General features: G+C 71.7%; 17 protein-coding genes and 1 pseudogene. 7 read left to right on the top strand and 11 right to left on the bottom strand.

The window, feature by feature from the left end:
- Nucleotides 1-261: 261 nt before the first annotated feature.
- The 4 genes from OG338_RS21700 to OG338_RS21685 form a co-directional block, all read right to left on the bottom strand.
- On the bottom strand, nt 262-1,962 hold the full coding sequence (locus OG338_RS21700) for a methylmalonyl-CoA mutase (RefSeq protein ID WP_405938902.1): 1,701 nt from the start codon (nt 1,960-1,962) through the stop codon (nt 262-264).
- 79 nt (nt 1,963-2,041) lie between these two features.
- Complete coding sequence (locus OG338_RS21695; protein ID WP_405938901.1) at nt 2,042-2,377, bottom strand: DUF3817 domain-containing protein; 336 nt, start codon at nt 2,375-2,377, stop codon at nt 2,042-2,044.
- 65 nt (nt 2,378-2,442) lie between these two features.
- Nucleotides 2,443-2,952 (bottom strand): MarR family transcriptional regulator, encoded by a 510-nt coding sequence (locus OG338_RS21690; protein WP_327708784.1) that lies wholly within the window; start codon nt 2,950-2,952, stop codon nt 2,443-2,445.
- Between the two features lie 10 nt (nt 2,953-2,962).
- Nucleotides 2,963-4,300 (bottom strand): MFS transporter, encoded by a 1,338-nt coding sequence (locus OG338_RS21685; RefSeq protein ID WP_405938900.1) that lies wholly within the window; start codon nt 4,298-4,300, stop codon nt 2,963-2,965.
- 74 nt (nt 4,301-4,374) lie between these two features.
- Between OG338_RS21685 and OG338_RS21680 the strand changes: the two genes are divergently transcribed.
- Nucleotides 4,375-5,358: a DUF5937 family protein gene (locus tag OG338_RS21680; protein ID WP_405938899.1), complete on the top strand. Its 984-nt coding sequence runs from the start codon at nt 4,375-4,377 to the stop codon at nt 5,356-5,358.
- A 45-nt stretch (nt 5,359-5,403) separates the two neighbouring features.
- On the opposite strand, the pseudogene OG338_RS21675 reads toward OG338_RS21680, so the two are convergent.
- A pseudogene (locus OG338_RS21675) lies at nt 5,404-5,735 on the bottom strand (MTH1187 family thiamine-binding protein).
- Entirely contained in the window at nt 5,732-6,082 is a 351-nt protein-coding gene (locus OG338_RS21670) for a DUF3817 domain-containing protein (protein ID WP_405938898.1), read from the bottom strand. Before OG338_RS21670 ends, OG338_RS21675 begins: the two are co-directional and overlap by 4 nt.
- Nucleotides 6,083-6,230: 148 nt before the next feature.
- Between OG338_RS21670 and OG338_RS21665 the strand changes: the two genes are divergently transcribed.
- The 4 genes from OG338_RS21665 to OG338_RS21650 all read left to right on the top strand — a co-directional run bounded on the left by OG338_RS21665 (nt 6,231) and on the right by OG338_RS21650 (nt 8,835).
- Nucleotides 6,231-6,863, top strand: a complete 633-nt coding sequence (locus OG338_RS21665) for an AIM24 family protein (RefSeq protein WP_405940496.1) — start codon at nt 6,231-6,233, stop codon at nt 6,861-6,863.
- Nucleotides 6,863-7,513, top strand: a complete 651-nt coding sequence (locus OG338_RS21660; protein WP_405938897.1) for an AIM24 family protein — start codon at nt 6,863-6,865, stop codon at nt 7,511-7,513. The genes OG338_RS21665 and OG338_RS21660 overlap by 1 nt, the downstream gene beginning before the upstream one ends.
- Entirely contained in the window at nt 7,510-8,238 is a 729-nt protein-coding gene (locus OG338_RS21655; RefSeq protein WP_405938896.1) for an AIM24 family protein, read from the top strand. Before OG338_RS21660 ends, OG338_RS21655 begins: the two co-directional genes overlap by 4 nt.
- 129 nt (nt 8,239-8,367) lie before the next feature.
- Entirely contained in the window at nt 8,368-8,835 is a 468-nt protein-coding gene (locus OG338_RS21650) for a MarR family winged helix-turn-helix transcriptional regulator (protein WP_405938895.1), read from the top strand.
- 27 nt (nt 8,836-8,862) lie between these two features.
- Here OG338_RS21650 and OG338_RS21645 read toward each other — a convergent pair whose 3' ends face one another.
- Nucleotides 8,863-10,281 carry an ATP-binding protein gene (locus OG338_RS21645; protein ID WP_405938894.1) on the bottom strand — a complete coding sequence of 473 codons (1,419 nt, stop codon included), beginning with the start codon at nt 10,279-10,281 and terminating at the stop codon, nt 8,863-8,865.
- Complete coding sequence (locus OG338_RS21640; protein ID WP_161207155.1) at nt 10,278-10,937, bottom strand: response regulator transcription factor; 660 nt, start codon at nt 10,935-10,937, stop codon at nt 10,278-10,280. Before OG338_RS21640 ends, OG338_RS21645 begins: the two co-directional genes overlap by 4 nt.
- Before the next feature lie 120 nt (nt 10,938-11,057).
- On the opposite strand from OG338_RS21640, the gene OG338_RS21635 reads away from it, so the two are divergent.
- Complete coding sequence (locus tag OG338_RS21635; RefSeq protein ID WP_405938893.1) at nt 11,058-11,600, top strand: PepSY domain-containing protein; 543 nt, start codon at nt 11,058-11,060, stop codon at nt 11,598-11,600.
- Between the two features lie 2 nt (nt 11,601-11,602).
- Here OG338_RS21635 and OG338_RS21630 read toward each other — a convergent pair whose 3' ends face one another.
- From OG338_RS21630 to OG338_RS21620, 3 genes are all read right to left on the bottom strand, one after another.
- Nucleotides 11,603-11,839 (bottom strand): hypothetical protein, encoded by a 237-nt coding sequence (locus tag OG338_RS21630; protein WP_405938892.1) that lies wholly within the window; start codon nt 11,837-11,839, stop codon nt 11,603-11,605.
- Nucleotides 11,840-11,923: 84 nt separating this feature from the next.
- On the bottom strand, nt 11,924-12,883 hold the full coding sequence (gene meaB, locus OG338_RS21625; RefSeq protein ID WP_405938891.1) for a methylmalonyl Co-A mutase-associated GTPase MeaB: 960 nt from the start codon (nt 12,881-12,883) through the stop codon (nt 11,924-11,926).
- 39 nt (nt 12,884-12,922) lie between these two features.
- Entirely contained in the window at nt 12,923-14,125 is a 1,203-nt protein-coding gene (locus OG338_RS21620) for an acetyl-CoA C-acetyltransferase (RefSeq protein ID WP_405938890.1), read from the bottom strand.
- A 293-nt stretch (nt 14,126-14,418) separates the two neighbouring features.
- Between OG338_RS21620 and mce the strand changes: the two genes are divergently transcribed.
- Nucleotides 14,419-14,847, top strand: coding sequence for a methylmalonyl-CoA epimerase (gene mce, locus OG338_RS21615; RefSeq protein ID WP_405938889.1), 429 nt, complete (start codon nt 14,419-14,421; stop codon nt 14,845-14,847).
- Nucleotides 14,848-14,906 lie beyond the last annotated feature (59 nt).

The following is a 14,906-nucleotide window of genomic DNA, read 5'->3' as shown; positions in this document are numbered from 1 at the left end:
CTCCCGCACGGCACCGCCGGCGTTCCCGCCTCCCCCACGAGTCGACGCTGCCGCTTGTCCTGTGACCATGTCATGTGTTGATCTTCACGGGAAGATCAAAGAAACTTCCGCAAAGGGTCACGGACCCCAAGAACGGGCAAAGTGATCCGCACATTGATCATCTTGTTACCCGGCAGTCGCCTCCCGTACGGACAACAGCGAGCCCCCGTCGGCGAACTGACGGGGGCTCGATGCTCTTCCGGCGCGGATGCGGCGGTACGGTCAGAAGCCCGCCGGCTCCGTGTAGACGCCCCACTCGTCGCGCAGGACGCCGCAGATCTCGCCGAGGGTCGCCTCCGCGCGGACCGCGTCGAGCATCGGCGCGATCATGTTGGAGCCGTCGCGGGCGGCGGCCAGCATCGCGTCGAGGGCGCCCTTGACCCGGGCGTCGTCGCGGGCCTCCTTGCGGCCGGCGAGGACGCGGACCTGCTCGCGCTCGACCTCGTGGCTGACGCGCAGGATCTCCAGGTCGCCGGTGACCGAGCCGTGCGCCACATTGACGCCGACGACCCGCTTGTCGCCCTTCTCCAGGGACTGCTGGTAGCGGAACGCGGACTCCGCGATCTCGCCGGTGAACCAGCCGTCCTCGATGCCGCGCAGGATGCCGGAGGTGATCGGGCCGACCGGGTGCCGCCCGTCCGGGTGGGCGCGGGTGCCGCGCTCCTTGATCTGGTCGAAGATCTTCTCGGCGTCGGCCTCGATGCGGTCGGTGAGCTGTTCCACGTACCAGGAACCGCCCAGCGGGTCGGCCACGTTGGCGACGCCGGTCTCCTCCATCAGCACCTGCTGGGTGCGCAGCGCGATCTCGGCGGCCTGCTCGGAGGGGAGCGCCAGGGTCTCGTCCAGGGCGTTGGTGTGCAGCGAGTTGGTGCCGCCGAGGACGGCGGACAGGGCCTCGACGGCGGTGCGTACGACGTTGTTGTACGGCTGCTGCGCGGTGAGGGAGACCCCGGCGGTCTGGGTGTGGAAGCGCAGCCACTGGGCCTTGTCGGTCTTCGCGCCGTACGTCTCCTTCATCCAGCGGGCCCAGATGCGGCGGGCGGCGCGGAACTTGGCGATCTCCTCGAAGAAGTCGAGGTGCGCGTCGAAGAAGAAGGACAGGCCGGGCGCGAAGGTGTCGACGTCCAGACCGCGGGAGAGGCCGAGCTCCACGTAGCCGAAGCCGTCGGCGAGGGTGTACGCCAGCTCCTGCGCGGCCGTCGCCCCGGCCTCGCGGATGTGGTAGCCGGAGACGGACAGCGGTTTGTACGCGGGGATGGCGGCGGCGCAGTGCTCCATCAGGTCCCCGATGAGGCGCAGATGGGGCTCCGGCTGGAAGAGCCACTCCTTCTGCGCGATGTACTCCTTGAAGATGTCGGTCTGAAGCGTGCCGTTGAGGACGGCCGGGTCGACGCCCTGGCGTTCGGCGGCGACCAGGTACATACAGAAGACCGGGACGGCCGGGCCGCTGATCGTCATCGACGTCGTGACGTCACCGAGCGGGATGTCCCGGAACAGGACCTCCATGTCGGCGGCGGAGTCGATGGCGACGCCGCAGTGGCCGACCTCGCCGAGCGCGCGGGGGTCGTCGGAGTCGCGGCCCATCAGCGTCGGCATGTCGAAGGCCACACTGAGCCCGCCGCCGCCGGCGGCCAGGATCATCTTGTAGCGCTCGTTGGTCTGCTCGGCGTTGCCGAAGCCGGCGAACTGGCGGATGGTCCAGGTGCGGCCCCGGTAGCCGGTCGGGTGGAGGCCCCGGGTGAAGGGGTACTCCCCGGGCCAGCCGATCCGCTCGAAGCCCTCGTACGCGTCCCCGGGGCGGGGGCCGTAGACCGGCTCGACCGGGTCGCCCGAGAGCGTGGTGAAGTCCGCGTCACGCTTGCGGGCCTTGTCGTAACGGGCCTGCCAGCGGCGGCGGCCTTCCTCGATCGCGTCAGCGTCCATGCCCACCAATTTACTAGGACGTCCTAGTAAATGTCGATGACCAACCGCCCGGCGCTTCGCGCGGGGCGGTTCGGTGAGGTCAGACGTTCGCGGCGGCCGCGGGCGTCGCGTCGGCGACCAGCGGCTCGACCTCGCGGACGACCTTGCGCTCCACGAAGAACGCGGCCGTCGGGATCGTGCCCGAGATGAGCACCCAGGCGAGCTTGCCCAGCGGCCACTTCGCCTTGGAGCCCAGGTCGAAGGCGAAGATCAGGTAGATGATGTACAGCACGCCGTGGATCTGGGAGACGACGAGCGTCAGACCCTCGCCCTTGTCGAAGCCGTATTTGAAGATCATGCACACGCAGAGGATCAGCAACATGACGGCGGTGACGTAAGCCATCACCCGGTATCGGGTCAGCACACTGCGTTTCATGCCAACGAGCGTAACCGGACGTCCGGGGCGATCTTGCAGCGGGCCGGGCACCGGAACCGCGTCTCTCAGATCTCCTCGAAGTCCTGCGCGGCGATGCGCAGGGGCCGCAGCAGCGCGAAGATCTCGGCGCACTCCTCGGCGTCGTACACCCCGAGTCCGAACTCCATCGCGACCAGTTCCCGGGTGGCCGATTCCACCACCTCGCGGCCCTTGTCGGTGATCGAGGCCAGCGTGCCCCGGCCGTCGTTCGGGTTCGGGCGCTTGTCGACCAGGCCGGAGCGCACCAGCCGGTCCACCGTGTTCGTCACGGACGTCGGGTGGACCATCAGCCGCTCGCCGATCTTGGACATCGGCAGCTCACCGGCCTTGGAGAAGGTGAGCAGCACCAACGCCTCGTACCGCGCGAAGGTCAGTCCGTACGGCTTGACGACGGCGTCGACCTCGGCGAGCAGGATCTGCTGCGCCCGCATGATCGAGGTGATCGCCCCCATGGACGGGACCGGGCCCCAGCGCTGCTGCCAGAGCTCGTCGGCGCGGGCGATGGGATCGAAGGGAAGGCTGAGCGGCTTCGGCACGGCCACGACCTTACCCATGGGGAACTTGTCGGTCCTCCCCGTCTCGCACTTCGGTCCGGCTCCCGGCAACGGGTGCGGTTCTGCGGACCTCGGCGACCAGCGGAAGGAGGCAGAGCGTACCGAGGACGGCCGCCCCGGCGACCACCCGGTGCACGGGGAAGAACTCGGCGGCGAGCCCGGTGAGCGCCATCCCGACGCCCTGGAGCGTCATGAGCCCGGCGGTCAGCAGGGTCATGGCCCGCCCGCGCAGCTCCTCCGGGACCTCGGCGACGAACCACTGGTCCAGGCCGATGACGTACGCGGACGAGGCCCCGGCCACCATCAGCGCGACGCCGGCCGCCGCGACGCCCGGCGTCAGCGCGTACGCCGCGAGGGGCAGCAGCCCGGCGGCGGCCAGCGGCAGCACGATCCGCTCCCGGGTGCGCGGGCGCAGCGCGGAGCCCGTGTACAGCTCGGCGGCGATGTGGCCGACCGGCATGGCGCACATCAGCAGCCCGAGCGCGGCCGGGCCGACGCCGATCTCGTCGGCGTACGGCGCGGCGACCGCCTCCGGGGCGACGATGAACAGCGGGGGCAGCCAGAAGAGCAGCATCAGGGCCCGGAGGCGGCGGTGGCCGAGGACCAGCCGGGCGCCGGACAGGGACTCCCGCAGCAGACCGGCGCCGCCGCCTTCACGGGCGGGCCGGTCACGCGTGCCGAAGCGCAGCAGCGCCGCCGAGCAGAGGAAGGTGGCGACGGTGATCGTGATCGCGCCGCGCGGCGACAGCACGGTCAGCAGCACCCCGCCGACGCCGAAACCGGCGAGCAGCGACCCCTGCGAGACGATCCGCAGCAGCGAGCGCCCCAGCACGAACAGCTCGCCCTCGCCGAGGATGTCGGTCAGCGCGGCCATCCGCGTCCCGGTGAAGACCGGCGAGACGGCGGCGACCAGGCAGCGCAGCACCAGCAGCCCGGCGACCGGGGTGCCCGGCAGCACCATCAGCCCGACGCAGACCGCGCACACCAGGTCGCAGGTGACCAGCACCCGACGGGCCGGATACCGGTCGGCGACCCCGGCGAACAGCGTGCCGCCGACGAGATACGGCAGCGTGCCGAGCGCGAAGGTCAGCGCGCTGAGCAGCGGCGAGGCGGTGAGGTCGTAAACCAGCACGATGAGCGCCAGCTCACTGACGACGACACCGAGCAGCGAGAGCAGATGCGCGGCGAAGACGGCCCGGAACTCGCGGAGGCCGAAGACGGCACGGTAGCCGCGGGGCGCGGCGGGGCCGCGGGTGTCGGGGGTCTGCGGGCCCGGCCCGGGCTCGGGGGTCTGCGGGCCCGACCGGGGCCCGGGGGTGTTTCTCGGCATGGGCGCAGCCTGCGCGACCGGGCGGCCCGGGGCGTAGACTTTCGGGCCCAGCCGAATCTTCCCGGGGTGCGCCGATGTCCTCCCAGCTGCATTTCGACGGGAGCGATCTGCTGCGCTGCCGTTTCGCCGTCTCCCCGCTCTGGGAGACCCAGGCGGCCGTACGGGTGCTGGCGCGGCCGGAGCAGCAGGGCTACCACCTGCCGTGGCTGCGCCGGATCCGGGACGCGGCGGCCGGGCTGGAACTGGAGCCGTTGTGGCTGCTGATGCCGGACGGCGGGCACTGCCCGGACTTCTTCTCGCCGCCGCCCGTGGGGCCGCTGGCCTCCTTCGAGGAGGAGATCGCGGCGGTGCGGGCGGTCGGTCCCGAGCTGGCCCGCCAGGACATCGCGGCCTCGCTGCGGGACCGGCCGGGGGCGCTTGGCTCGCCCGTCGGGCAGGCGTTGCTGGCCGATCCGGCACGGAGCGTGCGGGAGCTGGCGGACCTGCTGGAGCGGGCCTGGGAGGTGCTGGTCGCGCCGCACTGGCCCCGGTTGCGCGCGCTGCTCGAAGCGGACGTGGCGTACCACTCGCGGCGGCTGGCGGCGGTCGGTTTCGAGCAGCTGCTCGGTGAGCTGAGCCCCCGGCTGCGCTGGTCCGGCTCGACGCTGACCATCACCGACACGAAGAGCCGGCACTCCCGGGTGCTGGGCGGCCAGGGTCTGGTGCTGATGCCGTCCGTGTTCGTCTGGCCGGCCACGGTCGCCGGCTTCGAGGACCCCTGGCTCCCGGCCGTCGTCTACCCGGCGCGCGGCATCGGGGGCCTGTGGACGGAGCCGGGCGCGAGCACCCCTCAGGCGCTGGCGCGGCTGCTCGGCCGGGCCCGGGCGGACGTGCTGTGCGCGCTGGACGAGCCGGCCGGCACGAGCGCGCTCGCCCACCGGCTGGGCCTGGCGCCGTCCTCGGTGTCGGAGCATCTGTCGGTGCTGCGGGCGGCGGGACTGCTGACCTCGCGGCGCTACGGACACCAGGTGCTGTACGAGCGGACGCCGCTGGGGATCACGCTGGCGGTCCCGGAATGAGGAGAGCCCCCGCCGGTCCGGCAGGGGCTCATGGGCGGTACGGGGTCACTCCGCGAGGTAGCGCTCGACCGTCTCGACCTTGGCGGTCAGACCGTCGGTGACCCCGGGGCGGATGTCCGCCTTCAGGACCAGGGAGACCCGGCCCGCCCGCGCCTCGACAGCGGCCACCGCGCGCTTGACGACATCCTTCCCCAAGCTCTCAACTACGTTCGAGCAGGGGAGACCCCACTCTCGTCCCACTCCCCCTCGATGGAGGTGAACATGGCGTCCGTACGGTTGGGCAGCCCCGACTCGCGGACGACCCGGACGGCGTCGGCGACGTACTCGCCGACGTCCTCGCCGACTCCGAGCGGGCTGACGGAGAAGGCGACGATCATGCGCTGACCGTGCCTTCGCGGCGGGCCCGGGCGGCGATCACGCTGTCCGCCTCGTAGCGCTTGAGCACCTTGTCCCCGTACAGACCGCCGAACGGCAGCACGCACAGCAGGAAGAAGAACGCGACGCGCTTCAGCGGCCACTGGGTCTTCGCCCACACGTCGAGCAGCAGCACCACGTAGATCACGAAGAGCACGCCGTGCAGCATGCCCAGCGGCATCATCAGGAAGTCGATGTCGGAGACCCGGCTCAGCACCGAGCCGAAGAGGATCAGCGCCGGGAAGGACAGCGCCTCGGGAATCGAGATGAGGCGCAGCCGGTGCAGGGCGTTAGCGGTCTTGATGTCCACGGGGGCACCTTCGGTGGGAGGGGCGTGACGGCTTGTGAACGCACGCACAAGCGGCACCCATTGTGACATCGCGGGCGGGCACCTCCGGCGCCGGGTACCACCCCCCTGGCCCGGCGGCGGTGGCTGCGGCTATTTTCGGCGGGTGGCAATGTTCCGGCTTGAGGGAAGCAAGACGCTCGCCGTCGATCTGGCAGGCGATGCCGTCAAGGCGAAGAACGGCTCGATGGTCGCGTACGAGGGCCAGATGACGTTCAAGAAGATGACGGGCGGCGGTGAGGGACTGCGCGGGATGGTGACCCGCAGACTGACCGGTGAGTCGATGGCGGTGATGCAGGTCACCGGCCAGGGCACCTGCTACTTCGCGGACCGGGCGAGCGAGATCAACCTCGTCACGCTGCACGGCGACAAGCTGTACGTCGAGGCGAGCAATCTGCTCTGCACCGACGCGGGTCTGCGCACCGGCACCACGTTCACCGGCCTGCGCGGCGGGGCGACGGGCAACGGCCTGTTCACCACCACCGTGGAGGGGTCCGGCCAGGCGGCGATCATGTCGGACGGCACGGCCGTGGTGCTGCGGGTCTCCCCGCAGTACCCGCTGTTCGTGGACCCCGGCGCGTACATCGCCCACCAGGGCAGCCTCCAGCAGAACTTCCAGTCCGGGGTGAACTTCCGGACGCTGATCGGCGAGGGTTCCGGCGAGTCCTTCCAGATCCGGTTCGAGGGCGACGGACTGGTCTACGTGCAGCCCAGCGAGCGGAACACGATCGGGGGGAACGTCTGATGCCGTTCCGTGAGATCAACTCGAAGATGGTCGAGGCGACGGTGGTCCCCGGCCAGAAGATGTTCAGCCAGCGCGGGGCGATGCTCGCGTACCGGGGTGAGGTGGCGTTCACGCCGAACATCCAGGGCGGTCAGGGCGGCATGATGTCGATGATCGGCCGCCGGATGGCGAACGAGGCGACCCCGCTGATGACGGTCGAGGGCAACGGCACGGTGATGTTCGGCCACGGCGGCCACCACATCCATGTGATCAGCCTCTCCGGGGACACCCTCTACGTGGAGGCGGACCGGCTGCTCGCCTTCGACGGCACACTCCGGCAGGGCACGATGTTCATGGGCTCGCAGGGCGGGGTGATGGGCATGGTGCGCGGCCAGGTGACCGGGCAGGGCCTGTTCACCACGACGCTCCAGGGGCACGGGGCGGTGGCCGTGATGGCGCACGGCGGGGTGATCGAGCTGCCGATCGCGCCGGGCCGCACGGTGCACGTCGACCCCCAGGCGTACGTCGCCCACCACGGCGACGTACGCAACAAGCTCTCCACCGCGATCGGCTGGCGCGAGATGGTGGGCCGCGGCTCGGGCGAGGGCTTCCAGCTGGAGCTGAGCGGCAGCGGTGCGGTGTACGTCCAGGCGTCGGAGGAGAAGCTGTGAACGGGCCCGTGGTCTTCGACCCGATGACGTTGCCGGCGGACGACAACGTCAACGCGTACACCTTCTGTGTGGAGCTCAAGGGGAGCCAGTGGTTCCTCCAGAAGGGCAAGATGATCGCCTACTACGGGCAGATCGGCTTCGACGGCATCGGACACGGCCGCTTCGAGCGGCTGGTCCGGTCGAGCTTCCACTCCCCGCTGCACGCGAGCGACTGGGTGGTGGCCGAGGGCAGCGGCAAGATGCTGCTCGCGGACCGGGCGTTCGATGTGAACTCGTACGACCTGGACGACGGGAACCTGACCATCCGGTCCGGCAACCTGCTCGCGTACCAGCCGTCGCTGGCGCTGAAGCAGTCGATCGTGCCCGGGTTCCTGACGCTGATCGGCACCGGCAAGTTCGTCGCCGCGTCCAACGGGCCGGTGGTCTTCATGGAACCCCCGCTGCGGGTGGACCCGCAGGCCCTGGTCGGCTGGGCGGACTGCCCGTCCCCCTGCCACCACTACGACCACGGCTACATGACCGGCCTCCTGGGCGGCCTGCGCGGGCTGACCGGATTCGGCGGTGCCTCCGGCGAGGAGCACCAGTTCGAGTTCGTCGGCGCCGGTACGGTGCTGCTCCAGTCCTCCGAGGAGCTGATGGCCGAACAGCCGGCGGGGGCGGTGCCGCAGCAGGCGGGGGTGCCGGGTGGTCAGCGGGGGGACCTCCAGCGTCGCTTCGGTTCGTGAACGGTAGTCTGCGGAGTGTGACGTCGAACGTCTGCGCCCCGGTGCGGGCCGCCCGTGCGGGCGGCGCGGTGCCGGGTGTCACATCCCCACACTTCGTCCGGCTTTCAACTTCTTAGGTAGAATCCATACATGGAGACCGAGACGGCCACCCGCTGGCTGAGCGACGCCGAGCAGTGCGCCTGGCGCACCCACCTGGACGTCAGCAGGCTGCTGATGCACCAGCTGGAGAAGGACCTCCAGCCGTTCGGGCTGACCAACAACGACTACGAGATCCTCGTCAACCTCTCCGAGTCGGACGACCTCCGCATGCGGATGAGCGATCTCGCGGGCGCGACCCTTCAGTCGAAGAGCCGGCTGTCGCACCAGATCACGCGTATGGAGAACGCGGGCCTGGTACGGCGGGAGAACTGCGAGTCGGACCGGCGGGGGCTGTACGCGGTGCTGACGGAGGAGGGCGCGGAGACGATGCGGCGGGTGGCACCGCACCATGTCGCGTCCGTGCGGAGGCACTTCGTGGACCTGCTGTCGGCGGAGGGGCTGGCGGAGCTGCGGGCGGCGTTGACGCCGGTGGCGGAGCATCTGCGGGGACAGCGGTAGGGGGCCTTGGGGGCGGGTGCGGGTGCGTTACGCCCGCGGCGGGCCTGTGGGCGGGAGCCGGAGCTCGAAGCGGGCTCCCGACACCGTGAGGGTTCCGCCGTGGTGCGTGGCCACGTCTCGGGCGATGGCCAGGCCCAGGCCCGCCCCGCCGTCATCGCGGGCGCGCGCCTCGTCGAGGCGGACGAAGCGTTCGAAGACGCGGTCGCACTCCGCATCCGGCACCCCGGCCCCGTCGTCCGTCACGGCGACGAGCACCTCTGCGGCGTCCCGGGCCACCGTGACGGACACCGAACGCACCGCGTGCCGCTGGGCGTTGTCCAGCAGGTTGCCGAGGACCCTGGCCAGGCGGGCGTGCGAACCGGCCACGTCGAGGCCGCCGTCGCTCACGGACACCGTGACCGGGACGCGGTCGCCGACGCGCTGGGAGACCTCCTCGCGGACCAGCGCCCCCAGGTCGAGCCGCGTGAGCCCCGCCCGCTCCCCCGCGTCCAGCCGGGCCAGCAGCAGCAGGTCCGCGGCGAGTGCCTGGAGGCGTACGGTGTCGGCGACCGCGCCCGGCACGTCCAGCAGCTCCGGGTGCGCGGCGCCCACCTCCAGCTGGGTGCGCAGCGAGGCGATCGGGCTGCGCAGCTCGTGCGAGGCGTCGGCCACGAAGCGCCGCTGCCGGCCGACGGACTCCTCCAGCGCGGCGAGGGTCTCGTTGGTCGTACGGGCCAGCCTCGCGACCTCGTCACGGGAGCCCGGTTCCGGCACCCGCCGGGCCAGGTCCTCGGACGCGGTGATCGCCGCCATCTCGCGCCGGATGCCCTCCACCGGGCGCAGGGCCCGCCGGGTCACCAGCCAGGTCACCCCGGCGACGACCAGGAGCACCACGGGCAGCCCGGCCAGCATCGCCGAGCGCACGCTCTCCACGGCCCGCCGCTCGGCGGCGAGCGGGGCGCCCGCGTGGACGGTCAGGGTGCGTCCCGCCGGGTCCGTCGCCTCGACCGCGGCGAACCGGTAGTCGGCGCGGTCGCCGTCCACGGTGGCGGTGCCGTTGCCGAAGTCCGGTTCGTCCGTGGAGACCTCGCCGCGGCCCGGGTCGTCGTCACCGTCGCGGTCGTCGTCGTGGTCGTCGTCGCCCGCCCCTGCCGTCCCCGATGCGTCGACCCGGTCCGTGCCGGTGCCGGATATCGACTCCAGGTCCTTGGAGACGGCGACCACGCGCCCGTCCTCGTCGGTGACCTGGACCGGGTGCTCCTCCTCGTCACCCGTGTCCAGCTCGGCGTACGGCACACCGAGGGCCAGCTGTCCGGCGACCTCCCGGGCCGTCACCTCGGCCTGGAGGCCCGCCTGGTCGGTGAGGTTGGCGCGCAGAACGAGCAGGACGGCGATCCCGGCGGCGCCCAGGGCGAGGGCGACGACCACGGTGGCGCCGAGCGCGGCCCTGGCCCGTACCGACCTCACAGCGCCTCCAGCCGGTAACCGGCGCCCCGCACCGTGCGGATGGCGGCCGCGCCGAGCTTGCGGCGCAGGGTGCTGACGTACACCTCGACGATGTTCGGGTCGCCGTCGTACGCGAAGTCCCAGACGTGTTCCAGGATCTCCGCCTTGCTCACCACCTGACCGGCGCGCAGGGCGAGTTGTTCGAGCACGGCGAACTCCTTGGCCGTCAGTGCGATCTCCTCGCCGTCGAGGTGCAGGCGGCGGGCGGCGGTGTCCATGCGCAGGGCCCCCACGGTGACCACCGGCGAGCCGGTGCCGCCCCGGCGGCGCAGCAGGGCGCGGACCCGGGCGACCAGCACCACGTAACTGAACGGCTTGGTCAGGTAGTCGTCGGCACCCGTGTCCAGGCCCTCCGCCTCGTCGTACTCGCCGTCCTTCGCGGTCAGCATCAGCACCGGTACGTCGTGGCCTGCGGCGCGCAGGGCTGCGCAGACGCGGTAGCCGTTCATCCCGGGCAGCATGATGTCGAGGATCACCAGGTCGTAGGCGCCGTCCGTCGCCCGGTGCAGGCCCTCGGCCCCGTCGTGCACGACGTCCACGGCGAATCCCTCGGCGGTGAGCCCCCGGGCCAGGGAGATCGCCAGCCGTTTCTCGTCCTCCACGATCAACAGGCGCATGCGCCCAGCGTCCCAAACGGAAGCTGAAGACGGTTTCAGGTGGCTTCAGGCTGCGTTCAGGGTGGCGCGGGCAGTGTGGGGGCGTCTCAGTGGTTCGTATCGATTCCGGGAGGAACCCTCATGAAGCGGAAGATCGTGATCGGTGTGGTGACGGCGGCGGTGCTGATCGGTGGCGGGACGGCGACCGCTGTCGCCCTCGCGGACGACGACGGCGGCGGTACGGCGCGTGCCGCCGCCTCGCGCGTCACGGTCGGCGAGGCGGTCGCGGCCGGCCGGAAGGCCGTCCCCGGCACGGTGACCGAGGCGGAGCTCGACGAGGAGGACGGGCGGCTCCGCTGGGAACTGGAGGTGTACGGGGCGGACAAGGTATGGCGCGATGTGACGGTGGACGCGGAGAGTGGAAAGGTGCTGGGCAAGCGGGTGGACCGGGACGAGGACGACAGCCGGAGCGCGCCCCGGACGGTCTCGGTCTCGCTGGAGGAGGCAGCGGGCGCCGCACTCAAGTCGGTGCCCGGCGTGGTGACGTCGGTGGAGCTGGAGGGCCGGCACGGCGGGGCAGCGCACTGGGAGACGGACGTGCGCGGCAAGGACGGCGGGGAGCACGAGCTGTCGGTGGACGCGCTGACGGGGGTCGTCACGGCGGACGGCCGGGACGAGGACTGAGTTCAGGGGAATGGCTCCGGGCCCGTATCCCTCCATGCGCCGGGGGCGACGGTGCGGCGCTTGTCCGGGGCCTCCATGTCCACGATCGTCAGACCTTCGCGGCCCGAACAGAGCAGCTGCCGGGCGCCGTCCGCGGCCTTCACGGCGGTGACGGCCTCGCCCACCGCGACGAGACGGTCACCGGCGAGGAGCAGGTCGGCCTCGTCCGCCGGTGCCGGAACCGGCGGCCATCCTGCCACGGGGGCAAGGGAGTTGAGGCACGCAGAGCCGGTCCGGGGGCACTCCCGGGGCGCGGCCCGCACGCCGCGCCCCGGGAGAGGCCGTCAGCTCTCGCCCGTCAGTCCCGCCACCAGTTCGTCCGCCGCCGTGTACGGGTCCAGCCGGCCGGCCACGATGCGGGCGGCCAGGGTGTCCAGGCGGCGGTCGCCGTGCAGGGAGCCGATGCGTTCGCGGAGGCGGGTGACCGCGATCGTCTCGACCTCGCGGGCGGCGCGGGCCGCCCGGCGTTCGCCGAGGACGCCGCGCTCCTCCATCCAGGCGCGGTGCTTCTCCAGGGCCTCGACCAGCTCGTCGACGCCCTCGCCCCGGGCGGCGACCGTCCTGACGATCGGCGGGCGCCAGTCGCCGGGGGCCCGGGACTCGCCCAGGCCCAGCATGTGGTTGAGCTCGCGGGCGGTGGCGTCCGCGCCGTCCCGGTCCGCCTTGTTCACCACGTACACGTCGCCGATCTCCAGGATGCCCGCCTTCGCGGCCTGGATGCCGTCGCCCATGCCGGGGGCGAGGAGGACGGCCGAGGTGTCGGCCTGCGAGGCGATCTCCACCTCGGACTGGCCGACGCCCACCGTCTCGACCAGGATCACGTCGAAGCCCGACGCGTCCAGCACCCGGATCGCCTGCGGGGCCGCCCAGGCGAGGCCGCCGAGGTGGCCGCGGGTCGCCATGGAGCGGATGTAGACGCCCGGGTCGGACGCGTGGTCCGACATCCGGACCCGGTCGCCGAGCAGCGCCCCGCCGGAGAACGGCGAGGACGGGTCGACGGCGAGCACCGCGACCCGCTTGTCCTGCTTCCGGTACGCGGAGACGAGCGCCGACGTCGACGTGGACTTGCCGACGCCCGGCGAACCGGTCAGGCCGACCACGTACGCGCGGCCCGCCAGCGGCGCCAGGGCCGCCATCACCTCGCGCAGCTGCGGCGAGGCCCCCTCCACCAGGGAGATGAGCCGGGCCACCGCCCGGGGTCCGCCCGCGCGGGCCTGCTCCACCAGGGTGGGGACGTCCACCATCACCGCTCCGTTCCGCTCGACGCTCGTTTCCGTACCGCTCTACTTGCCCGGCACGCGCAGGATCAGCGCGTCGCCCTGGCCACCGCCGCCGCACAGCGCCGCCGCACCGGTGCCGCCGCCGCGCCGCTTCAGCTCCAGCGCCAGGTGCAGCACCACACGGGCGCCGGACATGCCGATGGGGTGGCCGAGCGCGATGGCGCCGCCGTTGACGTTGACCTTGTCCGAGGTGACGCCGAGGTCCTTCATCGACTGGACGGCGACGGCCGCGAACGCCTCGTTGATCTCGATGAGGTCCAGGTCCTCGACGCCGATGCCCTCCTTCTTCAGGGCGTGCCGGATCGCGTTGGACGGCTGCGACTGGAGCGAGTTGTCCGGGCCCGCCACATTGCCGTGGGCGCCGATCTCGGCGATCCACTCCAGGCCCAGCTCCTCGGCCTTGGCCTTGCTCATGACGACGACCGCGGCGGCGCCGTCGGAGATCTGCGAGGAGGTGCCCGCGGTGATCGTGCCGTCCTTGGCGAAGGCCGGGCGCAGCTTGCCCAGGGACTCCGCGGTGGTCTCGGGGCGGATGCCCTCGTCCTTGGCGAAGAGGACCGGGTCGCCCTTGCGCTGCGGGATCTCGACCGGGGTGATCTCGGCCTCGAACAGGCCGTTCTTCTGGGCGGCGGCGGCGCGCTGGTGGGAGAGGGCGCCGATCTCGTCCTGGGCGGCGCGGTCCAGGCCGAGGCGGGTGTTGTGCTTCTCGGTGGACTCGCCCATCGGGATGTTCTCGTACGCGTCGGTCAGACCGTCGTACGCCATCGAGTCGAGCATCTCGATCGCGCCGTACTTGTGGCCCTCGCGGGACTTGGGGAGCAGGTGCGGGGCGTTCGTCATGGACTCCTGGCCGCCGGCCACGACGACGTCGAACTCACCGGCGCGGATGAGCTGGTCGGCCAGGGCGATGGCGTCGAGCCCGGAGAGGCACACCTTGTTGACGGTGAGCGCGGGGACGTTCATCGGGATGCCGGCCTTGACCGCGGCCTGGCGGGCGGGGATCTGGCCCGCGCCGGCCTGGAGCACCTGGCCCATGATCACGTACTCGACCTGGTCGCCGCCGATGCCGGCCCGGTCCAGCGCCGCCTTGATGGCGATCCCGCCGAGGTCCGCGCCGGAGAAGGTCTTCAGGGAGCCGAGGAGCCGGCCCATGGGCGTCCGGGCGCCCGCGACGATCACGGAGGTGGTACCGGTCGTTCCTGACATGAGGCACAGCCCCTTGGGTTAGATGTGAACGAGGGTGGGAGGGGCCGGCATGTGAGGGGCGGCGTCACAGGCCCTGGCACGCACATCTGCGGCGTTGTCGTCGGTCGGCGTGGCTCCGCCACGCCTCCCTCCTCCGCCTTGCAGCTGCACGCACCAGGCCCTGCTCCTTCTTCCACCCCTCACATGCCGGCCCCTCCGCTTGAATGTACTGAGCGGTACCCGCCCCGTCATCCGCCCGCGGGTGTGATCGCGCGCACGTTGCGTAACCATCCGGAGCGCGCTGCACTGGTCCCATGCTGACGCGAATCGACCACATCGGAATCGCCTGTTCCGACCTCGACGCGACCGTCGAGTTCTACCGCTCGACCTACGGGTTCGAGGTCCTCCACACCGAGGTCAACGAGGAGCAGGGTGTACGCGAGGCCATGCTCAAGATCAACGATACGTCCGACGGCGGCGCCTCCTACCTCCAGCTCCTGGAGCCCACCCGCGAGGACTCGGCCGTGGGCAAATGGCTGGCCAAGAACGGGGAGGGTGTGCACCACATCGCCTTCGGTACGGCGGACGTCGACGCGGACGCCGCGGACATCCGCGAGAAGGGGGTCAGGGTGCTGTACGACGAGCCCAGGACGGGTTCGATGGGGTCCAGGATCACCTTCCTCCACCCGAAGGACTGCCACGGCGTCCTCACCGAACTGGTCACGGCGAAGACGGAGCACTGACCCCAGCCATACCCGCCCGGTAGAGTGGGCTCTTCCGGGCCGGGGCCGGGTCGGGGGTG

It is taken from the genome of Streptomyces sp. NBC_00726 (genome assembly GCF_045161735.1).
Classification (GTDB): Bacteria; Actinomycetota; Actinomycetes; order Streptomycetales; family Streptomycetaceae; genus Streptomyces.
This window is presented reverse-complemented; position numbering and strand designations above follow the sequence as displayed.